Here is a 26,256-nt window from a genome sequence, read left to right as displayed (position 1 = left end):
ACCGGTCCTTAGTCTGAGCCTGTCAAGAGCATTGCGGGGCAACGTGAATCAGATGCAGGGCCTGCTCATAGCGGGCCGCTACCGGCTCGCCGACTCCATCGGCAGCGGCGGCATGGGGCGGGTGTGGCGCGCCCATGACGAGGTGCTGCACCGGCAGGTGGCCGTCAAGGAGTTGACCGCCGCGCTCTACGTCTCCGACAGCGACCGGGCCGTCCTGCTCGCCCGTACCCGGGCCGAGGCGCGTGCCGCCGCGCGCATCAACCACTCCGCCGTCGTCACCGTGCACGACGTCCTGGAACACGACGGCCGCCCGTGGATCGTGATGGAGCTGGTCGAGGGCTGCTCGCTGGCCGACGCCGTCAAGGAACGGGGCCGCATCGAGCCGGCGGAGACCGCGCGGATCGGGCTGTGGGTGCTGCGCGCGCTGGGCGCCGCGCACTCCGCCGGGGTACTGCACCGGGACGTCAAGCCCGGCAACGTCCTGCTCGGCGAGGACGGCCGGGTCCTGCTCACCGACTTCGGCATCGCCCAGATCGAGGGCGACACCACCATCACGCGTACCGGAGAGGTCGTCGGCTCGGTCGACTACCTCGCGCCCGAGCGGGTCCGCGGCCACGATCCCGGCCCGTCCTCGGACCTGTGGGCGCTCGGCGCCACCCTGTACACGGCCGTCGAGGGCCGCTCGCCGTTCCGGCGCACCTCGCCGCTGAGCACCATGCAGGCAGTCGTCGAGGAGGAGGTGGACGAGCCGCGCCACGCCGGTCCGCTCGGGCCGGTGATCGCCGCCCTGCTGCGCAAGGACCCGGCGCGGCGCCCCGGCGCGGGGGAGGCGGAGCAGATGCTCGCCGAGGCGGCGGAGGGCCGCCGGCCGCGCTCGGCACAGGCGTTCGTCCCGACCCAGGGATCGGGCGTGCGCCCGGACAGCGGTCACGTCCCGGTCGGACGCTACGGTTCCGGTACCCCGGCGGGCGGCTACGGCCCCGCACCGGCAGGCCCCGGCCACGGCTCCGCGGCGGGCCACCCCGGCTACGGCCCGGGCGAGGACACGGGCCGTCCCGTGACCGGCCCGACGGTGACGGCACCCACCACCGGCGCACCCCTGTCCGCTGCGCCCACGGGCGGCACCACCACGCCCGGCGGGCCGACGGCAGGCGCGGTCACCATGGTGGGGCCCGCGGCAGGAGGCCGGGCGGGCGGCCGGCCCCGTCGCCGGCTGCGCACCCTCGCGCTGGTCGTGGCCGTCGCGGCGGTCCTCGGCGGTGGCGCGGCGGCGGGCATCCAGCTGTGGAACGGGACGGAACAGGACAGCGGGACGAGCGGCGGCGCCGGCCCGGCCCCGCGGCCGGCGGTGAGCGGCAGCGGCGCGCCCGGCTCCGCCGGCACGGTCCCCGCCGGCTGGCGGACCTACCACGACCCGCTGGGCTTCAGCCTCTCCCTGCCCAAGGGCTGGACACGCAAGGTGTACGGCATCCAGGGCGACCTCAAGCAGATCGACTACACGCCCGACGGCGGCAGGCACTTCGTCCGCATCGCCATCGACACCGCGTCGGACTACGTCAAGCCCCTGTCCCATCAGGAGGACCTCGAGCGGCAGCTCCAGCGGCTGGTCGACTACCGGCGCGTCACCATGAAGGAGAACATCTACCGCGACCGCGACGGTTCGTTGTGGGAGTACACCTGGACCGCGCTGAAGCAGGACCCGCCCTACGTCGCCGGGCCGCGCCACGCCGTGGAGGAGACGTACTTCTCGCCCGAGGGCACCGAATACGCGATCTACATGTCGTCGCCGGCCGCCGACTGGGCGAGGACCAGCAAGCAGTTCACGTGGGTGCTGCGGAGTTGGCAGCAGCCGAACGAGGGCTGATCCGGGCGCGGCCGACGGGGCGGACGGCCGAAACAGGCAGGCTGTGCGGGGTGGCTTGGCCGGTCGGCGCCCCGGAGGGCAGGCCCGTGGTGCGGCATGATGGGGCGCATGGGGACCGAGGGAGCCGGCTTCCGGCTGATCGCGGGCCGTTACCGCCTGGAGGAACGCATCGGGCGCGGCGGCATGGGCGTCGTCTGGCGGGCGAGCGACCAGGTGCTGGGCCGTCCCGTGGCGGTCAAGGAACTCCTGCCGGACGACGCGCTCCCGGACGACGACGCGCGCCGCCGCCGGGACCGTACGTTCCGGGAGGCCCGCGCGGTCTGCCAGTTGCGGCACCCGCACATCATCGTGGTGCACGACGTGGTGGAGCAGGACGAACGACCTTACCTCGTCATGGAGTTGATCGACGGCGGTACGCTCGCCGACCGGATCGCCCGGCACGGCCCGGTCGACGCCGCCGAGGCCGCGCGGATCGGCATCGCCCTGCTCAGCGCGGTGCGTACGGCACACGAGGCGGGCGTGCTGCACCGGGACATCAAGCCCGCGAACGTCCTGCTGGAGTCCGGCACCGAGCGGGTCGTCCTCACCGATTTCGGTATCGCCCAGGTCGAGGGCGCCACGACGCTCACCGAGACCGGCTCCTTCGTGGGCTCGCCCGAGTACACCGCGCCGGAACGGATGTCCGGGCTGCGCACCGGCCCGGAGTCCGACCTGTGGTCGCTGGGCGCGCTGCTGTGCACGGTGCTCAGCGGCGAGTCGCCGTTCCGGCGCGACTCGCTCGGCGGCATCCTGCACGCCGTCGTCGCCGACGACATCCGGCCGCCGGCCCAGGCCGGACCGCTGCTGCCCGTCGTGCTGGGCCTGCTGGAGCGGGACCCCGACCGGCGGCTGGGCGCGGCGGACGCCGAGCAGATGCTGGCCGCGTACCTGGAGACGGGCCGCACGCCGGCCGCGCCGGGCGGCCACGGGGCGGCGGGGAGCACGCACGGCAGCGGGCGTCTGCACCGGCTCGGCGGCGGCCGGACGCCGAAGCCCTCCGCGCACCACCCGCCGCCCCAGTGGGACCTCCCGCACGGCGGGTCGCCGCCGTACGCCCCGCCCCGGCCGCCGGGGGAGGCGCTCCCGGCCCGGTCGTCGCCGCGCGGTGTGCTGGTCGCGGCGCTGCTCGTCGCCGCGCTGGCCGGCGCCGGCGTGTCGGCCGCGGCGCTGCTGCTGCACCGGGACGGGGGCGGAGGCGGCGGTACCCCGGGCGGTACGGCGACGAGCCCGGCCACCCGGACCGGTACGGCAGGCACGGCGCTGTCCCCGTCCCCGCCCGCGACCCGGCCGACACCATCACCCACCCCCTCACCCACCCCGTCGCACAGCCCGACGACCGCCTCCACCCCGCCCCGCCCGACCGCCGCCGGCTCGCGTACCGCGCCCTCCGGCTACCGCGCGGCCCGGGATCCGGCCGGCTTCTCCCTCGCCGTACCGGAGGGCTTCACCCGCAGCCCCCAGGGCGAGCGCGTCTTCTACCTCTCACCGGGTGGCACCTTCCGCCTGGGCGTCAAGGTCGGCGCACCCCAGCCCGGTGGTCCCGCCGGGGTGATGAACCGGTCGGCCGCCGACGGCGCCTCCAGCAACCCCGGCTACCGCGACGGGCGGGTCACGCGCACCCGGCACGCCGGACACCCGGCCGCGCTCTGGGAGTTCACCTGGGACGGCTTCAGCGCGGCGGAGGGCCCGCGCCACACCTACGACCTGTGCTGGGAGGAGGACGGGCGGCTGTACGACGTGTGGGTGTCGGCGCCGGTCGGCAAGGTGCGGGAGGCGCGGGAGTACTTCGACATGGCCCTCGGCACGTTCTCGGTCGCGGGTGCGTGACCGCTCCGCGTTCGGGCTGCCGGCAGGGAACACCGCATGCGCGGTTCCGGCCGCCCGCTTCGACAACGGCCTGGTGCGCACGGTACTCATGTGCCATGACCGAAGACGGCGAACTCCCGCTCGACGCACGCCTGATCGGCGGTCGGTACCGGCTGGCCGGACGTCTCGGCTCCGGACCGGCCGGCACCGTCTGGCGTGCCAGGGACGAACAGGGCGAGCGCCTGGTGGCCGTCAAGGAACCGCTGCTGCCCGCCGATCCGGCCACCGACGAGGAGAGCCGGCGTGTCGCGCACCGGCTCCACCACGAGGCCCGGGCCGCCACCCGGGTGCGGCACCCCTCCGCCGTGACGGTGCACGACGTCGTCACCGAGGACGGCATCCCCTGGATCGTGATGGAGCTGGTGGCGGGCGAGTCCCTGCACGAGGTGCTGGGCCGTGGCCCCGTGCCGCCGCCCGAGGCCGCCCGCATCGGACTCGCCGTGCTCGGGGCGCTGCGCGCCGCCCACGCCGTCGGCATCGTGCACCGGGACATCAAACCGGCCAACGTGCTGCTGGAATCCGGTACCGGGCGGGTCGTCCTCACCGACTTCGGCATCGGGGACGGGCACGCGGACGAGTCGCCCGCCGGGTTCGCCGCCCCCGAGCGGGCGGCGGGCCCCGGCGCCGGCCCGGCCTCCGACCTGTGGTCCCTGGGCGCGCTGCTGCGCGCCGCCGTCGGGGACACGGACCCCGCATCCCTGGGGCCGCTGGGCCCGCTGTTGGACCGTCTGCACGCCGATGAGCCGGCGTCGCGGCCGGACGCCGGGGAGGTCGCCGCCGTACTCCACGACTACCTCGGCCTGCCTCCCGTACCGGAATCCGCCCCCGCGCCCCACGCCCCGGACCCGGACCCGGCCCCGGACCCGGACCCGGCCCCGGCCCCCGGTCCCGCCCCTGACCCGGCCCCCGTGCCCGCTCCGTGGCGCGCGCCCCTGTCCGCGCTGGGGCTCCTCCTGGCGAAGAAGACCGGGACCGACTGAGGACCGCCCGCTGGACGGCCTGATCAGCGCATTCGCTGCCACTGAACACTGGCAGGATGTGCGTACTGCGTGAATCCCCGTTACCGACGGGTACACAAAGCTTCCGCCGCGGCATACCCTGCGCGTCATGACGGACACGCAGGCCCCGGACATCGCCGGTACCAACCCGCTCGCGCCCGCTCCCGAAGGCGCCCGCACGGCCGCCGACGTGGTCACCCCGGAGCTGGTCGCCCAGCTCGTCAAGGGAGTCGCCGGCAGCGGCCGTACCGCCAACCACAGCCCCCTCACCGGCGAGAAGCTGGCCGACCTGCCCGAGTCCACCCCGGACGACGTCCGCGGGGCCTTCGAGGCGGCACGTGCCGCGCAGGCCGTGTGGGCGAAGGTCCCGGTACGGCAGCGGGCCGCCGTCCTGCTCCGCTTCCACGACCTGGTGCTGGAGCGGCAGGCCGAGGTCCTCGACCTGATCCAGCTGGAGACCGGCAAGGCCCGCCTGCACGCACACGAAGAGGTGCAGGCCGTCGCCGTCGCGGCCCGCCACTACGGCCGCCGGGCCGCCGCCTACCTGCGTCCCAAACGGCACGCGGGTGCCGTGCCGGCCCTGACGCAGGTCACCGAACTCAGGCACCCCCGCGGCGTGGTGGGCCAGATAGCCCCCTGGAACTACCCGCTGGAGCTCTCCGTCGGCGACGCCCTGCCCGCCTTCGCCGCCGGCAACGCCGTCGTGATGAAGCCGGACACGGAGACCTGCCTCACCGCCCTGTGGGCGCGGGACCTGCTCGTCGAGGCCGGGCTGCCCGACGGCGTCTTCCAGGTCGTCCTCGGCGAGGGCCCGGTCGTCGGACCGGAGGTGGTCAGGCACGCCGACTACGTCTCCTTCACCGGCTCCACCCGCACCGGCCGCGAGGTCGCCGTCGGCGCCGCCGCCCGCCTGGTCGGCGTCTCCCTCGAACTGGGCGGCAAGAACGCCATGCTGGTACTGGACGACGCCGACATCGAGAAGGCCGCCGCCGGAGCCGTCCGCGCCTGCTTCTCCTCCGCCGGCCAGCTGTGCATCTCCATCGAGCGGCTGTACGTGCACGACTCCGTCGCCGAGGCCTTCCTGGAGCGTTTCGCAGCCCGCACCCGGGCCATGCGGCTGGGCGGCTCCCTCGCCTACGGCGCCGACATGGGCTCGCTGGTCGGCGAGCGGCAGCTGAAGACCGTCGAACGGCATGTCGAGGAGGCCGTCGCCAAGGGCGCCAAGGTGCTCGCGGGCGGGGTGGCCCGCCCCGACATCGGCCCCTACTTCTTCGAACCCACCATCCTCGACGGCGTCGAGGACTCCATGGCCGTCTGCGCGGAGGAGACCTTCGGCCCGGTCGTCTCCGTCTACCGCTTCACGACCGACGACGAGGCCGTCGAACGCGCCAACGCCACCCCGTACGGCCTCAACGCGTCCGTCTGGACGACGAACGCCCGCCGCGGCCAGGACATCGCCACGCGCCTGCGCACCGGCACGGTCAACGTCAACGAGGGCTACGCCCCCGCCTACGGCAGCGCCCAGTCCCCGATGGGCGGCATGAAGGACTCCGGTCTGGGCCGCCGCCACGGCTCCGAGGGCATCCTCAAGTACACCGAGGCCCAGACGGTGGCCCGGCAGCGGCTGCTGCCGATGGCGCCCTCGCTCGGCATGACGGACGAGCAGTACGCCGCCTTCATGAGCACCAGCCTGCGGCTCATGAAGGCATTCCGGTTCCGGTGAGTCCGGCGCGGGGGCGCGGGGCCGCATCCGGCGGGCGCCCCCGTTCCCCCGCCACGCGACGGCCCGCACGCACACTCGACGAGGAGACACCCGTGCCCCAGGACGCTTACGACTACGACGTCCTCATCGTCGGCTCCGGCTTCGGCGGCTCGGTGTCCGCCCTGCGCCTCACCGAGAAGGGATACCGGGTGGGCGTCCTGGAGGCAGGCCGCCGCTTCACCCGCGAGGACCTCCCGCGCAACTCCTGGGACCTGAAGAACTACCTGTGGGCCCCCCGGCTCGGCTGCTACGGCATCCAGCGCATCCATCTGCTCGGAAACGTCATGGTGCTGGCCGGCGCGGGCGTCGGCGGCGGCTCGCTCAACTACGCCAACACCCTCTACGTACCGCCGGCGGCCTTCTTCGACGACCCCCAGTGGCGGGACATCACCGACTGGCAGGAAGAGCTGAAGCCGTACTACGACCAGGCCCAGCGCATGCTCGGCGTCCGGATCAACCCCACCATGACCCCCTCCGACGTCCACCTGAAGGCGGCTGCAGGCCGGATGGGCGTCGCCGACACCTTCCACCTCGCCCCGGTCGGCGTGTTCTTCGGCGACGGCAAGGACGCCGACGGCAAGGCGAAGGCCCGGCCCGGCGGGACGGTGAACGACCCGTACTTCGGCGGCGCCGGCCCCGACCGGAAGGCCTGCACCGAGTGCGGCGAGTGCATGACCGGCTGCCGGCACGGCGCGAAGAACACCCTCAACGAGAACTATCTGTACCTCGCCGAGAAGGCGGGCGCGGTCGTCCACCCCATGACGACCGTCGTGTCCGTCACGGACGACTCCCGGGGCGGCTACGCGGTGACGACCCTGCCGACGGACCGGAAGAAGGGCCCGGGCCGGACCTACACCGCCCGCAGGGTCGTCCTCGCGGCCGGCACCTACGGCACCCAGACCCTGCTGCACCGCATGAAGGCCGGCCGCCAGCTGCCGTACCTGTCCCCCCGGCTCGGCGACCTCACCCGCACCAACTCCGAGGCGCTGGTCGGCGCGCAGACCGACAACCGCCGCTATCACCGGGCCACCGGCGCGCCGCGGGCCGATTTCACCCGGGGCGTCGCCATCACCTCCTCGATCCACCCGGACGCCAGCACCCACATCGAGCCGGTCCGCTACGGCAGGGGCTCCAACTCCATGGGCAGCCTGTCGATCCTCCAGGTGCCGTACGCGGAGGGATCCTCGCGGGTACTGGCCTGGCTGGCGAACGCGGCCCGGCACCCGATGCTGGTCGCCCGCTCCCTGTCCAACCGGCGCTGGTCGGAGCGGACCATCATCGGCCTCGTCATGCAGTCGCTGGACAACTCGCTGACCACGTTCCTGAAACCCGGCGGTGTCGGCAAGGGGCTCCTCACCGCCCGGCAGGGGCACGGCTCGCCCAACCCCAAGCAGATCAGGGCCGCGACCGAGGCCGCCTCCGCGCTCGCCGCCGAGATCAACGGCTTCGCCGGCAGCAACGTCGGCGAGCTGATGGGCACCCCGCTCACCGCGCACTTCCTCGGCGGCTGCCCCATCGGTGACTCCGCGGAGACGGGCGTGATCGACCCCTACCACCGCCTCTACGGCCACCCCGGCATCTCGGTGGTGGACGGCGCCGCGGTCTCGGCGAACCTGGGCGTGAACCCCTCGCTGACGATCACCGCACAGGCCGAACGGGCCATGTCGTTCTGGCCGAACAACGGCGAGGAGGATCCGCGTCCGGCGCAGGGAGCGGCGTACGAGCGGCTGGAGCCGGTGGAGCCGCGGACCCCGGCGGTCCCCGCCGACGCGTTCGGCGCGCTGCGGCTGCCGTTCCTGGGGATGCCGGCGGTGCCGCCGAAGAAGTGACCGGAAGCGGCGCGAAGGGAACCCGGAGGTCCGCTCGCGCGGATGAACGGCGCAGAGGGACCTGCCTCCCCCTCCGAAGGCAGGTCCCCCTGCGCCGTTCGTCTATCCCGCAGGTTTGATCAGCGAGGAGTCTCAAGGGTTGCTCACGAACCGCGATGTTCCACTGTGATCTGAGTCACGTATGCGCCGCGCTCCGGCCGAGGGTACGAGGAAGGGCCCCGCGGGACGGAGAGGCCGCGGGGCCCGGATGCCGGGGAGCGGCGCCGGGGGACAGCGCCGCTCGTCTCCGGCGACGCGAGGTCCGTGCGGGTGGTGTCCGCCTGTGACCCCGGCCGGTGTGCCGTTTCCCCCGGCCGGCCCCGGGCGTCCCCGGGACCGGCCGTTCTCCTGGATGACCGGGCCGCTGTCCCCTGCCGTCCGGTCACCTTCCTGGAGCCCTCAACGAAGCGGTGCGCCGACCGGTCACGCGCCGTACGGGTGAGAACGGGGACGAGCTCAGACCCGGCCCCGGCACAGTTCCAGCAGGGTCATGGCGAGGGAGGTGCCCGGCTTGCCGAGCGCGTCGCGGTAGCGGCCGAGGATCTCCATCTCGCGGGACAGGTTCACCCGCCGGCCGCCGGAGGCGATCCGGGTCCGCTGGACGACGGCGGAGACGGCCATCCGCTCCTGGACGAGGCCGATGATCCGGTCGTCGAGCACGTCGATGCGCTCCCGGGCGTCGGCGATGGCCGTTTCCGGGCTGGTGGCGGTCACGTGCGGGCTGGTGGCGGTCACGTGCGGGCTGGTGGTGGTCACGTGCGGGCTGGTGGTGGTCACGTCGGGCTCCTCGGTCGGGAAGACGGATGCCCTGGAACGGCAGAACCCGGCGAACGACAGGCGCCCCGGGCCTTGTCGGCCCGGGGCGCCTGGGAAGTCGCTTGGCGTCAGCTCAAGCAGCACGACCATGGCAGCCGGCGGGCCGGGTGCCATAGGTAAAGACGGAGATCGCGTGCTGGAACATGGCGCCAGTATGCCATGACCCCGTACAGAGGAAGCCTTCCCGCCACCCCGTTAGACTCGGTAGCACAGACCCCCGCCCGACCACCAGAAGGCACCCCGTGTCATCAGCGACTCCCACTGCCGCCAACCCCGACACCGTTCTGGTCGTGGACTTCGGCGCGCAGTACGCCCAGCTCATCGCCCGTCGCGTCCGCGAGGCGCGGGTCTACAGCGAGATCGTGCCGAGCACCATGCCGGTCCGGGAGATGCTCGCCAAGAAGCCCGCGGCCATCATCCTCTCCGGCGGCCCCTCGTCGGTGTACGAGGAGGGTGCGCCCAGCCTCGACCGCGAGATCTTCGAGTCCGGCGTCCCCGTCTTCGGCATGTGCTACGGCTTCCAGCTGATGGCGCAGAGCCTCGGCGGCACCGTCGACAACACCGGAGCGCGCGAGTACGGCCGCACCGACCTCCAGGTCTCCCGGGCGTCCTCCACCCTTTTCGAGGGCACCCCGGCCGAGCAGCACGTGTGGATGTCGCACGGTGACGCCTGCTCCGCCGCGCCCGACGGTTTCACGGTGACCGCCTCCACGGACGTCGTCCCGGTCGCCGCCTTCGAGAACGACGACAAGCGGCTCTACGGCGTCCAGTACCACCCCGAGGTCATGCACTCCACGCACGGCCAGCAGGTGCTGGAGCACTTCCTGTACCGCGGTGCGGGCCTGAAGCCGGACTGGACCACCGGCAACGTGATCGAGGAGCAGGTCGCCGCGATCCGCGAGCTCGTCGGCGACAAGCGCGTCATCTGCGGCCTGTCCGGCGGGGTCGACTCGGCCGTCGCCGCCGCCCTCGTCCAGAAGGCCATCGGCCACCAGCTGACCTGCGTCTACGTCGACCACGGCCTGATGCGCAAGGGTGAGACCGAGCAGGTCGAGAAGGACTTCGTCGCGGCCACCGGCGTCCAGCTGAAGGTCGTCGACGCCGAGGAGCGCTTCCTCACCGCTCTCAAGGGGATCACCGACCCCGAGGAGAAGCGGAAGATCATCGGTCGCGAGTTCATCCGCGTCTTCGAGCAGGCCCAGGCCGAGATCATCGCCGACGAGGGGCCGGCCGTGGAGTTCCTCGTCCAGGGCACCCTTTACCCGGACGTCGTGGAGTCCGGCGGCGGCACCGGCGCCGCGAACATCAAGTCGCACCACAATGTCGGCGGCCTGCCCGAGGACCTCGAGTTCCAGCTGATCGAGCCGCTGCGCATGCTCTTCAAGGACGAGGTCCGCATGGTCGGCCAGGAGCTGGGCCTGCCCGAGGAGATCGTCCAGCGCCAGCCGTTCCCCGGCCCCGGCCTGGGCATCCGCATCGTCGGCGAGGTGACCAAGGAGCGTCTCGACCTGCTGCGCGAGGCCGACGCCATCGCCCGCGAGGAGCTGACGGCCGCCGGCCTCGACCGCGACATCTGGCAGTGCCCGGTGGTGCTGCTCGCCGACGTCCGCAGCGTGGGCGTCCAGGGTGACGGCCGCACCTACGGTCACCCGGTCGTGCTGCGCCCCGTCTCCTCCGAGGACGCCATGACCGCCGACTGGTCCCGGCTGCCCTACGACGTCCTCGCCCGCATCTCCACCCGCATCACCAACGAGGTCCGGGACGTCAACCGGGTCGTGCTCGACGTGACCTCCAAGCCGCCGGGCACCATCGAGTGGGAGTAGTTCGTCCCGAGGTCCTCCCCAGGTCCTAGCGGCGCCGGAGAGTGCGCACCGGCTCTCCGGGCTTCCATACCCGGGTTACCAGATACATGTCGTCCTCGACGGAGGTCCGTACGACCTCCGTCAGTTCGGTGCGGAAGAGGTGGAACGGCTCCGGCGGTTCCACCTCTTTCACGTAGGCGGCCTTCGCCGCGCCGTCCCCGACCTCGTACGCCCGCCCGCTGACCCGCACATCCCCGCCGCCCATGCCCGTCCCCTCGCCGGGGTTGGCCTGAAGGGCGAAGCGGGGGTCGCGGCGCAGGTCGAGGCACTTGAGGGAGCCCGGCATCATGCCGAGCCAGAGTTCCCCGTCCAGGAAACGGACCTCGAGGCCGGACGTGCGGGGCGAACCGTCCTTGCGGAGGGTCACCAGGACGTGGTGCCGGTACGCGCCGAAGCGCTGTTCGGTGGTCGCCGCCAATTCGGGTGCGGCGGTGCTGAAGGCTGCCCAGTTCATACGGACGAGTCTCGCCGAGAATGCCGACATCTTCTGTCGGGTATTCGCGGCATACGGCATCTTCACACAACGGCTCTGCTCTTTTGCGCCGGCCGAAGGTAACTTCCGCCCGTACCGCAATCCCAGTGCTGGAGGACCTATGCACGGGCCCAAACCGCCCCTGCCGCTGCCCACCGACCAGCTTCGGTTCGCCATGCCGCCCATGCACGAGACGGCCGAGGACGAACGCCGGCACCGCAAGGAGCGGCTCGCGGGTGCCCTGCGAATCTTCGGACGGGCCGGCCTGGAGGAGGGGGTGTCCGGGCACATCACGGCCCGGGACCCCGAGTTCACCGACTGCTTCTGGGTCAACCCCTTCGGCATGCCGTTCCGGCACGTCACCGTCGACGACCTCGTCCTCGCCAACCAGGACGGGCAGGTCGTCGAGGGCCGTTACCACGTCAACCAGGCCGCCTTCACTGTCCACGCCCAGGTCCACGCCGCCCGCCCGGACGTCGTCGCCGTCGCCCACTGCCACTCCGTGCACGGCAGAGCCCTCGCCGCCCTCGGCGAGCTCATCGACCCCATCACCCAGGAGAGCTGCGCCTTCTACGAGGACATCGCCCTGTACGACGCCTACACCGGTGTCACCGTCGACGCCGGGGAGGGCCGCCGGATCGCCGCCGCGCTCGGCTCCCGCAAAGCACTCGTCCTGCGCAACCACGGGCTGCTCACCGTCGGCGACTCGGTGGACGCGGCGGCCTGGTGGTTCCTGTCCCTCGAACGCTCCTGCCAGGTGCAGCTGATGGCGAAGGCGGCGGGCCGGCCGGTGCTCATCGACCACAGACTGGCGGTCGCCACCCGGGAACAGCTCGGCGGCGACCTGGTCGCCTGGATCAACTACCAGCCGCTGTGGCAGGACATCAGCCGCAGCGAACCGGACCTGCTCGGCTGAGGCCCCGGCACGGCCGTCTCCGTCACCACGAACTCCCCCCGCCGGATGATCCCGGCCGAACGGCAATGTGCGCGGCCAGGTCAACACGGCGGTCCGCGCTTCACCCGCGGCACCCCCGAGCCGCAGCCCCCGAGGCCCTGATGTAGGGCACAATTCGCTGTCAACACTGGGCAGTTGCCGGGCGGTCGCGCGCACTGCGCCGGCCGGCGGCCACGACGGCAGGTCATGGGGAAGGCGGGCGTCGGGCATGGCGGTGCAGGAGGCCAGGGGGGACACGGGTGCCGAGGGCGGCGACAGCGGCTGCACCTGCGGGGACTGCCCGCACGGTGCGGGGGAGGGCCACCGGCGGGCCGTCGCCGCGTTCCTGCGCCGGCGCGACGAGTTCGCCGCCGGCCGGGGACTGCCGGCGGCCGTCGCGCACTCCGCCCCGGCGTCCCGCCAGTGGGTCTCCGAGGAACTGACCCAGCGGGCCGAGGCCGTCGCCGAACGCGGCCGGGCCGAGGGCGCCGGCTGGCTGGCCCGGCTGTGGCTGCGGACCGTGTACACGGTGTGGGGCGCGGTCACCGCGCTGCTGCTCACCGAGGCGCTCACCGCGATCGGCACGGGCTGGACGGGCGCCCGCACCGCCGCTCTGCTCGCCGCGCTCGCCGTCGCCGTCGCGCTGACCGCCGCCTGCTTCCTCCACCGGGCGCGCGGCGGAGCGCTCGCACCGGTGATCGGTGAGGACAACCGCATGTCCACCTCCCGTACCGTGGCCGTCTGCTGGGTGCTGTTCACCGGATACGCCGTTCTGCTGCTGGCCGCCCGCCTGGCCGCGGCCTCCGGCCCGGCCGAGCGCGACACCCTGGTCTCGGGCCTCGGCCTGGCGCGCGGCGCGGGGGTGCTGACCGTCCTCGCCGTGGTGTGCGGCATCGCCGTCCTGGTCCGCCGGGTGGTGGGCCTGCGCATCCTCGCCCAGCGGCTCCAGAAGGTGCCGGCCCACCGGCCGCGCGCCGCCGACCTGCTCACCGACGACTCCGGCCGGGGCGCCTTCGCCGACATCCAGTACGTCGCTGTGAGCGCCGTCGCCCTGCTGTTCGCCGCCGTACGGCTGGCCCGCAGCCCCGACCGGCTTCCCGACCTGCCCTGGGGCCTGGCCGTGGTCGTGCTCATCTCGGCCGCGACCTACCTGGCGGGCAAGTACGCCGAGGGCGGCCGGCCCGTGATCCTCTCGGTGGTCCGTGCCCGCGAACCCGGAGACCTCGACGGACCCGTCCGTACCGGCGACGACATCGAGATCCGCGGCGCCGGTTTCGTCCCGCCCGGCGCCCAGACCGCCGACCACCTCTCCCGCATGGTGGTCCGCATCGGCGCGGTCGACGTCCACGTCCCCCTGGTCCCCGTCACCGGCGGCTTCCGCAATCCCACGGACACCACCCTGACCGTGCCGGTACCCGCCGACGTCGAGCCCGGCCCGGTGGACATCCAGGTGGTGACCGCAGCGGGCACGGCGACCAACCGGTACCCGGTCCACGTGACCGAGTGAGCCGGCCCCACCCACCCCGCCGTCCACACGAACGCCGGAAATCCGGAGAATCGACCGGGACAGGATTGAACGGGCCCCCCTCGTCGTACGTATCGTCGGACGAGGGGTGCACGGTGGGCGAGAGGCGGCTGGCAGCGATGACTCACGGCATGCGGACGGACACGTACACCAACCGCCTGAACGATTCCCGCCCCTGGCGGGACACCGCCACCCACTACGCGCTCCTGCCGCTCCGCGTCTTCCTCGGGATCACCTTCGCCTACGCCGGCCTGAACAAGCTCACCGACAGCGCGTTCTTCCACGCCAGCGGCACCGGCTCGATCGGCGAGACCCTGAGCGGGTCCCGCGGATCCGCCGCCCTCCCGGCCCTGATCGACCTGGCCCTGAAGAGTCCGGTGGGCTTCGGCTACGCCATCGCCCTCGGCGAGCTGGCCGTCGGCATCGGTACCTTGCTGGGCCTGTTCGGCCGGCTGGCCGCGCTCGGCGGGGCGCTGATCTCGCTCAGCCTCTGGCTGACGGTGAGCTGGGCGACCACCCCCTACTACTACGGCAACGACCTCGTCTACCTGATGGCCTGGCTCCCCCTGGTTCTCGCCGGCGCCCCCTACCTCTCCCTGGACGCGGCCTGGCGGGCCCGGCGGGAGCGGGCCGGCGGTTACCGCTAGCCGCCCTCCGCACCTCCGCGTCTGCGTATCCCCCGGGTCAGGACGGCCGTGATGCCGGCCAGGCAGAGTCCGCCCACCACGAGCGGCACGACCGCGAACCACGGTGTCTCCCACAGACCGCCCGCGTCCCCCGCGTACACGGCACCGGTGGCGGTGAGGAAGAGTCCGGCGACCAGCTTCCCGGGCTGGAACTCATGACGCAGCACGGCTGACCTCCACCTGTCCCACACCGACGCCCAGCGTCAGCTCCAGCGTGCCGGTGCTCCCGGCAGTGCCGACCGGCGCCAGCGTCATGTCCTTGTGCCTGCCGGGTTTCACGTCCACGTCCTTTCCGCTGTCCCCGGGCAACCGGATGTCGCCCACACCCACATCGATGCTCATCCGCACGGTCGCGTCCGCCGGCACGATCACCTTCAGCTGTCCCGCGCCCACCCGGGCGTCCGTCGTGACCGTCTGCCCCTCGGCCGGACGCACCCGGGTCAGATCCAGGGTGCCCCGGCCGGTGCCGAGGTCGTACGCGGACCGCAGCCCGGCCGTGGCCGCCGGCTTCCAGGACGTCTCCCGCCAGTGGCCGGTGACGTCCCGGGGCAGGGCCGCCGCCCCGGCCAGCAGGGCCGCCGTGACGATCGCCAGGAACACCGTGCCCGCCCCGGTCCGGCCCAGGAACGCGCTGAACGCGATACCCAGTCCGAAGACCGCCAGCGCGCATGCCAGGCCGGTCTGGAGGCTGGTGCCCAGGGGGCGGCTGTCCCAGCCGATCCTGGCGCCCAGGCCGCCCGCCAGCAGGGCCAGCAGGAACAGCCGCCCACCGATCCAGCGGGGACCGCGCTGGGGCGGTATCGGGGGCTCGGTGCGGGGCGGCCGTACGGTCCCCTGGTGCGGCCAGGGGGTGGCGATGCCGATGTCGAGGACCGAGGTGAGGTCCCGGTCCCGGGCGTCGCCGGGCCCCCACAGATAGCCGGTGCCACCGACATGGGTGCCGTCCTTGACGATCGGGTCCCGCCACCAGGACGGGTAGGTGATGACCGGCGGCGCCTGGGCCTCCGGCGGGGCATCGGCGGCGGCCTGCGCGGCCAGCGGGTCGGGGTCGGGGGCGTCCCGGCGCCGCGACCAGTACCCGGCGCCCGCGAGCAGCAGTGAGAGCACCGCTGCGAAGGCCAGCACCCCGCCGTTTCTCAGCATCGTCAGGAAGATCCCGCAGCCGACCAGCGCGAACAGCACGGCTGCCAGCGCCTGGCCGTCGACGCGGCCCGTGAACAGCTTGCGGAGTTCGTTCTCCTCCTCGTCCGCGTAGGGCACCAGAAGCCAGGCGAAGCCGTAGAAGATGAGGCCGAGACCGCCGGTCGCGGACAGCACGGCCAGAGTGATCCGGAAGATCACCGGATCCATGTCGGTCTGCCGTCCCAGCCCCGCGCACACGCCCGCGATCATCTTGTGTCCGCGGTCGCGCCGGAACCGCTCGGGGACCGCGGCGGTGTCCTGACGCTCTTCCCGCTCGTCGGTCGCGCTGCCGCTGCCGCTGCCGCTGCCGCTGCCGTCAGCGGTGCCGGTGGGGACGCGGGCGCTGGTGTGAGTGTGGGTATGGGTGTGGGTGCCGGGGCCGGCCGCTCCTGTCTTTCCCGTCGCGGCGGGTGCGGCACCCGTCGGCCCGGTGCCCGGGGCCGGGCGCGGGCCGGAGCCGGGTCCCGGACCCGTCGCGGCGTGCTCGTGATCCGTCATGCGTCCATGGTGACGGCCCGTCCGCCCGGGCGGCAGTCGGGACAACCCTGGGCCGACCCTGAAATCGGCCCCGAGACGGACCGGGGAGGCGTTCGGCCTGCATCGGCCGCCGGACGTCCGCCCGCCCCGGCCGGCTCCGACGGAAGATCAGGGGCGTCTCGGGGACCGACCCTGATGCCCCGCCCCACCGGCCGTGTGACCATCGATGCCATGCCGGAAGCCGCAAGCCCGCCCCTCGACGACCCGCGGCCACCGCGCAAGCTCTACCGCAGCAGCGACGGACGCTGGCTCGGCGGAGTGGCGCGGGGCCTCGCCGGGCATCTCGGGCTGCCCGTCGTCTGGGTGCGGCTCGTCTTCGTCGGCCTGTTCATGGCCGACGGACTCGGCGCCCTGCTGTACGCGGCATTCTGGTTCTTCGTCCCGCTCGGCATCGGCGGCGTCGGTGGCCAGAAGCCGTCGCTGGTGGGCACGGAGACCTCGCCGGACGGCCGGCGCAAGCTGGTGGCCCGCAAGCCGGACCGGGGGCAGATCGCCGCACTGCTCCTCATGGTCATCGTGTCCATGGTCTTCGTCGGCAGCGTCAACCTGGGCGGCCCGGCCAAGGCGTATCTGGTGCCCGCCGTGCTCGTCGCGGCCGGTGTCGCCCTCGTCTGGCGCCAGGCCGACAACGCCCGTCGGGCCCGCTGGGTCGAGGTCGGTCGCCGGCGCCGCACGCTCACGCTGCTGCGCGCGGCCGCCGGTGTCCTGCTCGTCACGGCCGGTGTCTCGGCCGTCTTCGTCCTCCAGGGCTCGGCCGCCCACCTCGGCGCGGTCCTCCAGGCCGCGCTCGCCGTCCTGGTGGGCATCACCCTGCTCGCCGGCCCATATCTGGTCCGCATGACCCAGGACCTGTCCGAGGAACGCCTGATGCGCATCCGTGCCCAGGAGCGTGCGGAGGTCGCGGCCCACGTGCACGACTCCGTGCTGCACACCCTCACCCTGATCCAGCGCAACGCCGACCACGCGAGCGAGGTGCGCCGTCTCGCGCGCGCCCAGGAACGCGACCTGCGCACCTGGCTGTACAGGCCGGAGGGCACCGGCAAGGACGAGGCGGACGAACCGGACACGGTCGCCGAGGCGGTGCGGCGCAACGCCGCCGAGGTGGAGGACAAGCACGGCGTGCCCATCGAGGTCGTCATCGTCGGCGACTGCCCGCTGGACGAGAAAACCGGCGCGCAGATGCAGGCCGCGCGCGAGGCGATGGTGAACGCCGCCAAGTACGGTGGCGACGGCGGTGCCGTACAGGTGTACGCCGAAGTCGAAGGGAAGGCGGTCTTCGTGTCCGTACGCGACCGGGGTCCCGGCTTCGACCCGGACTCGATACCCGCCGACCGCATGGGCGTCAGAGAATCGATCATCGGCCGCATGGAGCGCAACGGCGGTACGGCCCGGTTGCGGGCGGTGCCGGGGGGCGGGACCGAGGTCGAGCTGGAGATGGAGAGGGCGGAGAGGACGTCATGAGCGACGCGACCGAGGCGAACGGCACGGCGGGGGCGGCACAGGCGGCAGGGACCGAGCGGTCCGATGACGGCGGCGCGGGCGGGCGGCAGGTGCGGGTGGTCCTCGTGGACGACCACCGGATGTTCCGCACCGGTGTGCGGGCCGAGATCGGCCGGACCACCGAGACCGGGGTCGAGGTGGTCGGCGAGGCCGCGGACGTCGACGAGGCCGTCTCGGTCATCGCCGCGACCCGGCCCGAGGTGGTCCTCCTCGACGTCCACCTGCCGGGCGGCGGCGGGGCCGAGGTGCTGCGCCGGTGTGCGGCCCTGATGGCGGACCCCGAACGGCCCGTCCGCTTCCTGGCGCTGTCGGTGTCGGACGCTGCGGAGGACGTGATCGGCGTGATCCGCGGCGGTGCCCGCGGCTATGTGACCAAGACGATCACCGGCACCGACCTGGTCGACTCGGTCTTCCGCGTCCAGGAGGGCGACGCCGTCTTCTCCCCACGGCTGGCCGGGTTCGTCCTGGACGCCTTCGCCTCCACCGACGCCCCGCCGGTGGACGAGGACCTGGACCGCCTCACCCAGCGCGAGCGGGAGGTGCTGCGGCTGATCGCCCGTGGCTACGCGTACAAGGAGATCGCCAAGCAGCTGTTCATCTCGGTGAAGACGGTCGAGTCCCATGTCTCGGCCGTCCTGCGCAAGCTCCAGCTGTCCAACCGTCATGAGCTGACCCGCTGGGCGACCGCCCGCCGGCTGGTCTGACCCCCGCGTCACCGCCCGCCTCACTCCGGCTCCCGCTCCTACCGCGACCTTGGTCCGCCCCCCACGGAAGCCCGGGTCCCGACCCTCACGCCACGCGGGTCGCCCCCGCGAACGGCATCTGGTCGACCGGAGCCAGGCGTACCGGAGCCGACGGGTTCGGGGCGTGGATCATCTGGCCGTCGCCCACGTAGATCCCTACGTGACTGATACCGGAGTAGAAGAAGACCAGGTCGCCCGGCTGGAGTTCGGAGCGGGACACCCGACGGCCCGCGTCGATCTGGGCGTAGGTGGTGCGAGGCAGGGAGATGCCGGCCGAGCGGTAGGCGGCCTGGACCAGTCCCGAGCAGTCGAAGGCGTTCGGACCGGTGGCCCCCCACACATAGGGGCTGCCGAGCTTGCCGTAGGCGTAGGCGACGGCCGCCGCCGCGCGTGCGGTGGTGGCCGGTGAGGATCCGGCGCGCATCGGCTCCCTCGGGCCCGCGGCCGACCGGGGGACGCGCCGGCCCGTGTCGTCGGCGGTGCCCTTGGCCTCGGCCCGCTGCCGGGGTGTCAGGCGGGCGAGCAGCCGCCGGGCCTCGTCCAGTTTGCCGGTGACGGTCCTCTTTCGGCGGTTCAGCTCCGCCTGCCGTGCGCGCAGCGACGTCAGCTCGATGCGCGCGGCACCGCGCAGCCGCTCGATCTCCCGCAGCTGGTCCTGCACCCGGGACACCATGGTGGCCTGCCGGTGACCGGCCCGTTCCGCGAACGCGGCGCCGTCCAGGTATCGGTCGGGGTCGCTGGAGAGGGCCAGCTGCCAGGCCGGGTCGACGCCGCCGGCCCGGTACTGTGCCGCCGCGATCGAGCCCAGTGCGTCGCGGGCCGAGCTGAGTCTCTGCTGCCTGCGGGCGGCCTGGTCCTGGAATGCAGCAATCCGTTTTTGGGCCGCCTCCGCCTTCTCCTTCGCCCCGTCGTACTTCTCGGTGGCGGTCTCGGCCTCCCGGTACAGGCGGTCCACCTCGGCCCGCACCTGCCCGGGCGTCAGCTGGGGCTCGGCGTGGCCCGTCCCGTCGAAGCCCGTCGCGGTGGCCACGCCCGCCAGGGCCAGTGTGGCCGCTGTGCGGGCCGTACCACTGAGCGAGCGTTGCCGGGGCTTGCGGTGCACTGCCAACTGGACCGTCACGTCCTTCCGTACGGCTCGTATGTCGAGCGGTCAGTGCGCCCGGCGGCGGTCCGCACAGGGGAACGGGCCGCCGCCGGGGCGCGGATGGCCGACTGCCACCCTGGTCCGGGCGGCGTGGAGAGCCGGTCACCTGGGGGAGGACGCTAGGCCGAACGGTGACGGGTTGGTAACGGACTGTGCGGAACTGTCCGAGATGAGTCGGAATATGAACACATGTGATCCCGCTGTCCAGTAGGAGTCGTTCCCTTCACACTGCGTGATGATCGAAGTGCGGAAAGTGTGACTGGCGGGAGAGGTGGGGTGCTATGGCTCGCATATATGCGACGCCCGTCGGTGTCCGCGCCCCCCCCGTCACGAGCGCTCGGGTGGGGCCGGTGACGGGGGGCCGGGAGGCGCCTGGTTAGGCTCCGGCCCCATGGACGTACTCATCCATCTCTTCGTCGGCCTGCACATCGTCGGTATCGCCGCGCTGCTCGGCGGTTTCCTCACCCAGATGAAGGCGATGGGCCGGGGCACGGCCCGGTTCGTGCCGGGAATGCTGCACGGCGCCCTGACCATGCTGGTCACCGGCGTGGCGCTGGTCGGCCTCAACCAGGCCGACGACCACCACATCAACACGGTGAAGATCGGTGTGAAGCTGGCCCTGCTGATCGTGATCCTCGGGCTGGTCTACGTCAAGCGCGACGAGGAGCGGATCGACAAGGGCCAGTTCGCGCTCGTCGGCCTGCTGACCACGGCGAACATCTTCATCGCCGTCCTCTGGACCTGATCGCAGGCCGGTAGGCCACCCGCGCCGGCCCGGTAGGCCACCCGCGCCGGCCCGGCAGGCCACCCGCGCCGGCCCAGCAGGCCAGGCAGGGCCGGCGCGGGCGGGCAGGGGGAGGGCCGGTCCGGGACGTCAGCCCGGCCGCACCACGCTGTGGACGGCCGACTCGCCGGCGGAGGAGATCGGCTCCTCACGGACGTACGCGCCGGGTCGGGGCGCGTGGATCATCATGCCGTCGCCGGTGCAGAGCCCGACGTGGCGGCGGTCGTCGTGGAAGAAGACGAGATCGCCGGGGCGGGCGTCGGCCGGCGGAACCCCGGTGCCGGCGGCGGCCTGGTCGCGGGCGGTACGCGGCAGCGTGACGCCGGCGGACTTCCAGGCGGCCTGGGTCAGGCCCGAGCAGTCGTAGGAACCGGGGCCGGCGGCACCCCACACGCAGGGCTTGCCGAGCTGGGCCCGGGCGAAGGCCACGGCCTTCCCGGCCTTGGCCGCGTCGGTGCCGGACGGCGCGGACCCCTGGGCGGTCCGCTGTGCGAGCAGCACGCGCGCGTGGGCGAGCTTCCTCTGAACGGCGGTCTTCACCGCCTTAGGGTCCCGCGCATCCCGAGCCGCGACCTCCGGGCGGCTGTCCCCGGGCGGCATCCCCCGGCCCGGTACGACCGCGTCCCTGACCGGTGGAGCCGGTGCCGCCGGTGCGAGTGTGGTGACGTCGCCTCCGGTGGGCGGCGCTACGACGCCCCCACTCCACCGGGGTGCCGCGGCGTTCCGGTCCGCCGCCGCTGCCGCGGTGCCGACTCTCCCCCCGGGCGCCACCACGGCGGCCCCGCCCCGCATGGGCGGCAGGACTGCCGTGTCCAGGGTGGGGGCGGTGCCGCGGGGGCCCGGGACGGCACGGGCCCGGGCCGCGCGCCGGGCTACCTCGTCACGGAGCCGCTGGAGGCTGTCGGCCTGCCTCCGTGGGGCGCCGGCCGGTTCCTCGGCCGCTGCGGCCGTCCCGCCGGTCGCGGAGTCCGCCCGGCGGTAGAGGTCGTCGATCTTCCGCTCGACCTCCTCCGGGCTCGGCCTGCCGTGACCGGCCTCGGGAGTGGCCTCCGCGGTCTGGGAGAGCACGGCGAGGGAGGTGAGGGCGGCGGTGGCGAGAGCGGGGGTGCGGACGCCCGCTCCGGGGGTTCCGCCGGGGCGCGGCTTGCGGTGCGACGCCAAGGGAGGCGACTCCTTCCTAGCTGCCGCCTACCGGGTTAGCTGTCGGGTTCGGGCGGATGGAAGGGTTGCCCTACGGCGTCGTCCCGGGCGGGAGTCGGCCGATTCACCCCGGGATTCGGTGGGTCCCCGGCTCCGGGCGCCGCACAGGGGCGCGCCGGACTCGGCGGAGGCCGCGCGGCCCGGCGACGTTCGCCGGAGGGGGGTCGTGCGGCCTGACGGCAACCTAGCCAACTCGTGTGGCTTCTGTGAAGGTTGGTGCGCGGTATGTCCGATACATTTCCGTGACCTCCGGGCGGGTTCACGCGCACGTGACCAGGCGCTTCCGGTGCGTGAGGGGTCTCGGGGCGCCAAGTGGCGATGATCGACTCGCGGGACGGTGACCGGTTGTCGGTGGGGCACCCTAGACTCGGAGAGCGATGAGCAGCCTCTTTGACGACAGCTTCCTGGCGGACCTCCAGCCCCCGCGTGGGCACGACGAGGAGCTCCCGCCGCCGCCCGAGCACGACCACGCTCCGGAGCCGCTTCCGGACGATCTGTTCGGCGGGAAGTTCGACGTGCCGCCGGACCGGGACTCCCACTACCGCGACGGCGCCCCGCGCCCCGTGATCGACGCGGCGGCGCTCCTGGAGGGGCTGAACGAGAACCAGCGCGCCGCGGTCGTGCACGCCGGCTCCCCGCTGCTCATCGTCGCCGGCGCCGGTTCCGGCAAGACCCGTGTGCTCACCCACCGCATCGCCCACCTGCTCGCCGAGCGCAGCGTCCACCCGGGTCAGATCCTCGCGATCACCTTCACCAACAAGGCCGCCGGCGAGATGAAGGAGCGCGTCGAGCAGCTCGTCGGCCCGCGCGCCAACGCGATGTGGGTGATGACCTTCCACAGCGCGTGTGTGCGCATCCTGCGCCGCGAGTCGAAGAAGCTCGGTTTCACCTCGTCGTTCTCGATCTACGACGCGGCCGACAGCAAGCGCCTGATGGCCCTGGTCTGCCGTGATCTGGAACTCGATCCCAAGCGCTACCCGCCCAAGTCCTTCAGCGCCAAGATCAGCAATCTGAAGAACGAGCTGATCGACGAGGAGGACTTCGCCGCCCAGGCCGCCGACGGTTTCGAGAAGACCCTCGCTCAGGCGTACGCGCTCTACCAGTCGCGGCTGCGTGAGGCCAACGCCCTCGACTTCGACGACCTGATCATGACGACGGTCAACCTGCTGCGCGCCTTCCCGGACGTCGCCGACCACTACCGCCGCCGCTTCCGGCACGTCCTGGTCGACGAGTACCAGGACACCAACCACGCCCAGTACGCCTTGGTGCGCGAGCTGGTCGGGACGGGCGAGCGTGCCGCCGAGGACGTCGACGTACCGCCCGGGGACGGCGACCTGCCGCCGGCCGAACTGTGTGTGGTGGGTGACGCCGACCAGTCGATCTACGCCTTCCGGGGCGCGACGATCCGCAACATCCTCCAGTTCGAGGAGGACTACCCGAACGCGACGACGATCCTGCTGGAGCAGAACTACCGCTCCACGCAGACGATCCTGTCCGCCGCCAACGCGGTCATCGAGCGCAACGAGTCCCGCCGCCCTAAAAACCTGTGGACCAACGCCGGCCACGGCGCCCGGATCACCGGTTACGTCGCCGACACCGAACACGACGAGGCGCAGTTCGTCGCGGACGAGATAGACCGGCTCACCGACGCGGGCGAGGCACGCGCGGGGGACGTCGCCGTCTTCTACCGCACCAACGCCCAGTCCCGTGTCTTCGAAGAGGTCTTCATCCGCGTCGGCCTGCCGTACAAGGTCGTCGGCGGCGTCCGCTTCTACGAGCGCAAGGAGGTCCGGGACGTCCTGGCCTACCTGCGTGTGCTCGCCAACCCCGAGGACTCCGTGCCGCTGCGCCGCATCCTCAATGTGCCCAAGCGGGGCATCGGCGACCGCGCGGAGGCCATGGTCGACGCCCTCGCCCAGCGCGAGAAGATCAGCTTCCCGCAGGCCCTGAAGCGGGTCGACGAGGCGTACGGCATAGCCGCTCGGTCCACGAACGCCGTGAAGCGGTTCAACACGCTGATGGAGGACCTGCGCACGATCGTCGAATCGGGCGCCGGCCCGGCGACCGTCCTCGAAGCCGTACTCGAACGCACCGGTTACCTGGCCGAGTTGCAGGCCTCCACCGACCCGCAGGACGAGACCCGCATCGAGAACCTTCAGGAACTCGCCGCCGTGGCGCTCGAGTTCGAGCAGGAGCGCGGCGAAGGGGAGGCCGGCACGCTCGCCGACTTCCTGGAGCAGGTCGCCCTGGTCGCCGACTCCGACCAGATTCCCGACGAGGAGGGCGGCGACGGCGTCATCACGCTGATGACGCTGCACACCGCCAAGGGCCTGGAGTTCCCGGTCGTGTTCCTGACCGGCATGGAGGACGGCGTCTTCCCGCACATGCGCGCCCTCGGCGAGGCCAAGGAGCTGGAGGAGGAGCGGCGCCTGGCCTACGTCGGCATCACCCGTGCCCGGGAGCGGCTGTACCTCACGCGGTCGGCGCTGCGCAGCGCCTGGGGCCAGCCGTCGTACAACCCGCCCTCCCGCTTCCTGGAGGAGATCCCGGCCGCGCACCTGGAGTGGAAGCGGACGGGGGCCGCGGCGCCGGTGTCGTCCGGGCCGGTGTCCGGGATCGCGGCCTCGCTGTCCTCGTCCCGCTCGCGCTCCTCGGCGTCGGGCGCGTCGGGTTTCGCCACGCGGCGCACGGCCGAGAAGCCGGTGGTCGCGCTGGCCGTCGGCGACCGGGTCACCCACGACCAGTTCGGGCTGGGTACGGTCGTCGGGGTGAAGGGCACGGGCGCCAACGCGGAGGCCACCGTCGACTTCGGGGAAGCCAAGCCGAAGCGGCTGCTGCTGCGGTACGCGCCGGTGGAGAAGCTGTAGGGCACAGAAGGGCCCCCGCCGCTCGGCGGGGGCCTGCCGGTCCTACGTCGGATCGAGTCCGTGGCTGCGCAGCCACGGCAACGGGTCTATGGCCGCCCCGCCCGCCGGACGCACCTCGAAGTGGAGGTGCGGGCCGGTGGAGTTGCCGGAGTTGCCGGAGTAGGCGATCGGCTGGCCGGCCTTGACGGTCGTACCGGAGGCGACGCGGTAGCTGGACAGGTGGCAGTACCAGGTCTGCGTGCCGTCCTTCGACGTCAGGATCAGCATGTTGCCGTAGGCGCTGTTCCACTGCGTGCTGACCGTGCCGTCGGTGGCGGCCATCACCGTCGTGCCGTACGAGACGGGGAAGTCGATGCCGGTGTGCACCGACATCCAGTTGACCCCCGCCTGGCCGAAGTACGCGCTGAGGCCGCGCTGGGTGACCGGCAGCACGAACTTGGGGCGCAGCCGCTCCTTGAGGGCGGCCTCCGCGGCGGCCTTCTTCTTCTCCAGCGCCTGCTGCGCCACGAGGTCGATCCGCTCCTGGGTGCGGCTCGCCCGGTCGGCGAAGTCGTGGGCGCCGTCGGAGAGCGTCCTGAGCTGGGTGTCCAGCTTGCTGTTGGCGATCGACGGCTTGACCACCTGCACGTCGGGTGCGGAGGCGGTGGTGTCCTCGGAGCTGTCGCCGAGCGCGCCGACCGAGGCCGCGGCGATCCCGGCGACCCCCATCACGCAGGCCGAGGGCACGGCGACGGTCAGCAGCGCCGAGCGCTTGGCGGGCGTACGGCGCCGGGAACGCGCGGCGCCGCGTGAGCCCGCGCGGGTCTCCGGCGCCGGGCCGGTCTCCTCCTGGCCGTCCAGCAGTCCCGTCGCGGCGGGCAGTTCACCGGTGGAGTCCGGCTCGCCCTCGCCGTGAGGCTGTCGGCCGTAGGAGGTGTCCTCGTACGACGTGTCCTCGTACGACGCCTGCTCGAAGGCCGCGTCCCGCGCGTCGCCGACCGCCTCGAACGTGGCGGTGGCCTGCTGGTCGAACGGCTCGCCACCCTGCTCGGGTTCCGCCGTCCGGCCCTGCTGCCCCGCGGAGTTCCACTGCGTGGCGTCGTACGCGCCCGTGTCGAAGGTCTGGGTGCCCCACTCCCACTGCTGGGTGGGGTCGGCGCCGCCGGGCCGGTCGGACGGGAGCCAGGCGCCCGTGTCCCACTGGCCGCTGACGTCGTTGCCGGTGGCCTGCGCGGGGAACGCCCAAGCGGAAGTGTCGTAGCCGCCGGAGTCGTGACCGGCATGGTGCGGGGCCGTGTACGCGTCGTACTCGCAGGTCTGGCCGCTGCCCGGCTGCCACTGGGCCGTGTCGTACGCGCCGGTGGCCTGCTCGCCGCCCGGAAAACTGCCGAAGAGCGGGTCGGTGTCGAAGGCCGTGGTGCCCGCGGAACCACTCGCGAAACCGGTGGCGTCATAGCCACCGTGGGTGGTGAGGTCGCCGTAGGGGACTTCCTGTGCCCCGTACGGCGCGTAGTGCGCGGGGGAGGCGTCGGAAGCCGGGGCCGGGGTGGTCATGGTCCCCGACGGGTGACGATCGTTCACCAACTTCTCTTTCGCCTCGACAACAGGGGCTGCCAGAGCAGTGCGGC

General features: G+C 73.0%; 20 protein-coding genes and 1 riboswitch. Of the genes, 13 read left to right on the top strand and 7 right to left on the bottom strand.

Annotation, left to right across the window (positions count from 1 at the left end; genetic code table 11):
- Positions 1-52 precede the first annotated feature (52 nt).
- From ACGFT1_RS12945 to ACGFT1_RS12925, 5 genes are all read left to right on the top strand, one after another.
- The gene (locus tag ACGFT1_RS12945; protein ID WP_373909230.1) at positions 53-1,864 is read left to right on the top strand and encodes a protein kinase; all 1,812 of its coding nucleotides are present in this window, start codon (positions 53-55) and stop codon (positions 1,862-1,864) included.
- Between the two features lie 108 nt (positions 1,865-1,972).
- The gene (locus ACGFT1_RS12940) at positions 1,973-3,730 is read left to right on the top strand and encodes a serine/threonine-protein kinase (protein ID WP_373909030.1); all 1,758 of its coding nucleotides are present in this window, start codon (positions 1,973-1,975) and stop codon (positions 3,728-3,730) included.
- A 95-nt stretch (positions 3,731-3,825) separates the two neighbouring features.
- The gene (locus tag ACGFT1_RS12935; RefSeq protein WP_373909029.1) at positions 3,826-4,749 is read left to right on the top strand and encodes a serine/threonine-protein kinase; all 924 of its coding nucleotides are present in this window, start codon (positions 3,826-3,828) and stop codon (positions 4,747-4,749) included.
- Positions 4,750-4,876: 127 nt separating this feature from the next.
- Complete coding sequence (locus ACGFT1_RS12930) at positions 4,877-6,490, top strand: succinic semialdehyde dehydrogenase (RefSeq protein ID WP_373909028.1); 1,614 nt, start codon at positions 4,877-4,879, stop codon at positions 6,488-6,490.
- 92 nt (positions 6,491-6,582) lie between these two features.
- A complete protein-coding gene (locus ACGFT1_RS12925) occupies positions 6,583-8,358 on the top strand; it encodes a GMC family oxidoreductase N-terminal domain-containing protein (RefSeq protein ID WP_373909027.1) in 1,776 nt (591 codons plus the stop codon).
- Positions 8,359-8,853: 495 nt separating this feature from the next.
- Here ACGFT1_RS12925 and ACGFT1_RS12920 read toward each other — a convergent pair whose 3' ends face one another.
- Positions 8,854-9,153, bottom strand: coding sequence for a chorismate mutase (locus ACGFT1_RS12920; protein WP_373909229.1), 300 nt, complete (start codon positions 9,151-9,153; stop codon positions 8,854-8,856).
- 302 nt (positions 9,154-9,455) lie between these two features.
- On the opposite strand from ACGFT1_RS12920, the gene guaA reads away from it, so the two are divergent.
- Complete coding sequence (gene guaA / locus ACGFT1_RS12915) at positions 9,456-11,036, top strand: glutamine-hydrolyzing GMP synthase (RefSeq protein WP_373909026.1); 1,581 nt, start codon at positions 9,456-9,458, stop codon at positions 11,034-11,036.
- A gap of 25 nt (positions 11,037-11,061) precedes the next feature.
- Here the strand turns inward: guaA and ACGFT1_RS12910 are convergent, their stop codons facing one another.
- Positions 11,062-11,529 (bottom strand): pyridoxamine 5'-phosphate oxidase family protein, encoded by a 468-nt coding sequence (locus ACGFT1_RS12910; protein WP_373909025.1) that lies wholly within the window; start codon positions 11,527-11,529, stop codon positions 11,062-11,064.
- 139 nt (positions 11,530-11,668) lie between these two features.
- Between ACGFT1_RS12910 and ACGFT1_RS12905 the strand changes: the two genes are divergently transcribed.
- The 3 genes from ACGFT1_RS12905 (at position 11,669) to ACGFT1_RS12895 (ending at position 14,653) form a co-directional block, all read left to right on the top strand.
- Positions 11,669-12,463 (top strand): class II aldolase/adducin family protein, encoded by a 795-nt coding sequence (locus ACGFT1_RS12905; RefSeq protein WP_373909024.1) that lies wholly within the window; start codon positions 11,669-11,671, stop codon positions 12,461-12,463.
- A 247-nt stretch (positions 12,464-12,710) separates the two neighbouring features.
- Positions 12,711-13,988 (top strand): hypothetical protein, encoded by a 1,278-nt coding sequence (locus tag ACGFT1_RS12900; protein WP_373909023.1) that lies wholly within the window; start codon positions 12,711-12,713, stop codon positions 13,986-13,988.
- A 137-nt stretch (positions 13,989-14,125) separates the two neighbouring features.
- Positions 14,126-14,653, top strand: coding sequence for a DoxX family protein (locus ACGFT1_RS12895; RefSeq protein ID WP_373909022.1), 528 nt, complete (start codon positions 14,126-14,128; stop codon positions 14,651-14,653).
- Here the strand turns inward: ACGFT1_RS12895 and ACGFT1_RS12890 are convergent.
- On the bottom strand, positions 14,650-14,859 hold the full coding sequence (locus ACGFT1_RS12890) for a hypothetical protein (protein ID WP_373909021.1): 210 nt from the start codon (positions 14,857-14,859) through the stop codon (positions 14,650-14,652). The genes ACGFT1_RS12895 and ACGFT1_RS12890 overlap by 4 nt on opposite strands.
- Positions 14,846-16,372 carry a PspC domain-containing protein gene (locus ACGFT1_RS12885; RefSeq protein WP_373909020.1) on the bottom strand — a complete coding sequence of 509 codons (1,527 nt, stop codon included), beginning with the start codon at positions 16,370-16,372 and terminating at the stop codon, positions 14,846-14,848. Before ACGFT1_RS12885 ends, ACGFT1_RS12890 begins: the two co-directional genes overlap by 14 nt.
- 210 nt (positions 16,373-16,582) lie before the next feature.
- Here ACGFT1_RS12885 and ACGFT1_RS12880 point away from each other — a divergent pair, with 210 nt between their 5' ends.
- Positions 16,583-17,872: a PspC domain-containing protein gene (locus ACGFT1_RS12880; protein ID WP_373909019.1), complete on the top strand. Its 1,290-nt coding sequence runs from the start codon at positions 16,583-16,585 to the stop codon at positions 17,870-17,872.
- Positions 17,869-18,615, top strand: coding sequence for a LuxR C-terminal-related transcriptional regulator (locus ACGFT1_RS12875; protein WP_373909018.1), 747 nt, complete (start codon positions 17,869-17,871; stop codon positions 18,613-18,615). The genes ACGFT1_RS12880 and ACGFT1_RS12875 overlap by 4 nt, the downstream gene beginning before the upstream one ends.
- A gap of 85 nt (positions 18,616-18,700) precedes the next feature.
- Here ACGFT1_RS12875 and ACGFT1_RS12870 read toward each other — a convergent pair whose 3' ends face one another.
- Positions 18,701-19,762, bottom strand: a complete 1,062-nt coding sequence (locus ACGFT1_RS12870; RefSeq protein WP_373909228.1) for an NlpC/P60 family protein — start codon at positions 19,760-19,762, stop codon at positions 18,701-18,703.
- Between the two features lie 427 nt (positions 19,763-20,189).
- Here ACGFT1_RS12870 and ACGFT1_RS12865 point away from each other — a divergent pair, with 427 nt between their 5' ends.
- The gene (locus ACGFT1_RS12865) at positions 20,190-20,543 is read left to right on the top strand and encodes a hypothetical protein (RefSeq protein ID WP_356818606.1); all 354 of its coding nucleotides are present in this window, start codon (positions 20,190-20,192) and stop codon (positions 20,541-20,543) included.
- A gap of 129 nt (positions 20,544-20,672) precedes the next feature.
- On the opposite strand, the gene ACGFT1_RS12860 is transcribed toward ACGFT1_RS12865, so the two are convergent.
- Complete coding sequence (locus ACGFT1_RS12860) at positions 20,673-21,743, bottom strand: C40 family peptidase (protein WP_373909017.1); 1,071 nt, start codon at positions 21,741-21,743, stop codon at positions 20,673-20,675.
- A gap of 8 nt (positions 21,744-21,751) precedes the next feature.
- Positions 21,752-21,919: riboswitch (cyclic di-AMP (ydaO/yuaA leader) on the bottom strand.
- 240 nt (positions 21,920-22,159) lie between these two features.
- On the opposite strand from ACGFT1_RS12860, the gene pcrA reads away from it, so the two are divergent.
- The gene (pcrA, locus tag ACGFT1_RS12855; protein WP_373909016.1) at positions 22,160-24,649 is read left to right on the top strand and encodes a DNA helicase PcrA; all 2,490 of its coding nucleotides are present in this window, start codon (positions 22,160-22,162) and stop codon (positions 24,647-24,649) included.
- Between the two features lie 42 nt (positions 24,650-24,691).
- Here the strand turns inward: pcrA and ACGFT1_RS12850 are convergent, their stop codons facing one another.
- Positions 24,692-26,209 (bottom strand): M23 family metallopeptidase, encoded by a 1,518-nt coding sequence (locus tag ACGFT1_RS12850; protein WP_373909015.1) that lies wholly within the window; start codon positions 26,207-26,209, stop codon positions 24,692-24,694.
- Between the last annotated feature and the right edge of the window lie 47 nt (positions 26,210-26,256).

It is taken from the genome of Streptomyces sp. Y20, assembly GCF_043195475.1.
Classification (GTDB): Bacteria; Actinomycetota; Actinomycetes; order Streptomycetales; family Streptomycetaceae; genus Streptomyces.
Note: the sequence above shows the minus strand (reverse complement) of the source record. Positions and strands in the feature narration are given on the sequence as shown.

What these genes read in the sequence shown, in the direction of transcription:
- ACGFT1_RS12945 (WP_373909230.1), top strand. Translation starts at nt 53, where the DNA reads ATGCAGGGCCTGCTCATAGCGGGCCGCTACCGGCTCGCCGACTCCATC.
- ACGFT1_RS12940 (WP_373909030.1), top strand. Translation starts at nt 1,973, where the DNA reads ATGGGGACCGAGGGAGCCGGCTTCCGGCTGATCGCGGGCCGTTACCGC.
- ACGFT1_RS12935 (WP_373909029.1), top strand. Translation starts at nt 3,826, where the DNA reads ATGACCGAAGACGGCGAACTCCCGCTCGACGCACGCCTGATCGGCGGT.
- ACGFT1_RS12930 (WP_373909028.1), top strand. Translation starts at nt 4,877, where the DNA reads ATGACGGACACGCAGGCCCCGGACATCGCCGGTACCAACCCGCTCGCG.
- ACGFT1_RS12910 (WP_373909025.1), bottom strand. Translation starts at nt 11,529, where the DNA reads ATGAACTGGGCAGCCTTCAGCACCGCCGCACCCGAATTGGCGGCGACC.
- ACGFT1_RS12905 (WP_373909024.1), top strand. Translation starts at nt 11,669, where the DNA reads ATGCACGGGCCCAAACCGCCCCTGCCGCTGCCCACCGACCAGCTTCGG.
- ACGFT1_RS12900 (WP_373909023.1), top strand. Translation starts at nt 12,711, where the DNA reads ATGGCGGTGCAGGAGGCCAGGGGGGACACGGGTGCCGAGGGCGGCGAC.
- ACGFT1_RS12895 (WP_373909022.1), top strand. Translation starts at nt 14,126, where the DNA reads ATGACTCACGGCATGCGGACGGACACGTACACCAACCGCCTGAACGAT.
- ACGFT1_RS12885 (WP_373909020.1), bottom strand. Translation starts at nt 16,372, where the DNA reads ATGACGGATCACGAGCACGCCGCGACGGGTCCGGGACCCGGCTCCGGC.
- ACGFT1_RS12880 (WP_373909019.1), top strand. Translation starts at nt 16,583, where the DNA reads ATGCCGGAAGCCGCAAGCCCGCCCCTCGACGACCCGCGGCCACCGCGC.
- ACGFT1_RS12875 (WP_373909018.1), top strand. Translation starts at nt 17,869, where the DNA reads ATGAGCGACGCGACCGAGGCGAACGGCACGGCGGGGGCGGCACAGGCG.
- ACGFT1_RS12865 (WP_356818606.1), top strand. Translation starts at nt 20,190, where the DNA reads ATGGACGTACTCATCCATCTCTTCGTCGGCCTGCACATCGTCGGTATC.
- pcrA (WP_373909016.1), top strand. Translation starts at nt 22,160, where the DNA reads ATGAGCAGCCTCTTTGACGACAGCTTCCTGGCGGACCTCCAGCCCCCG.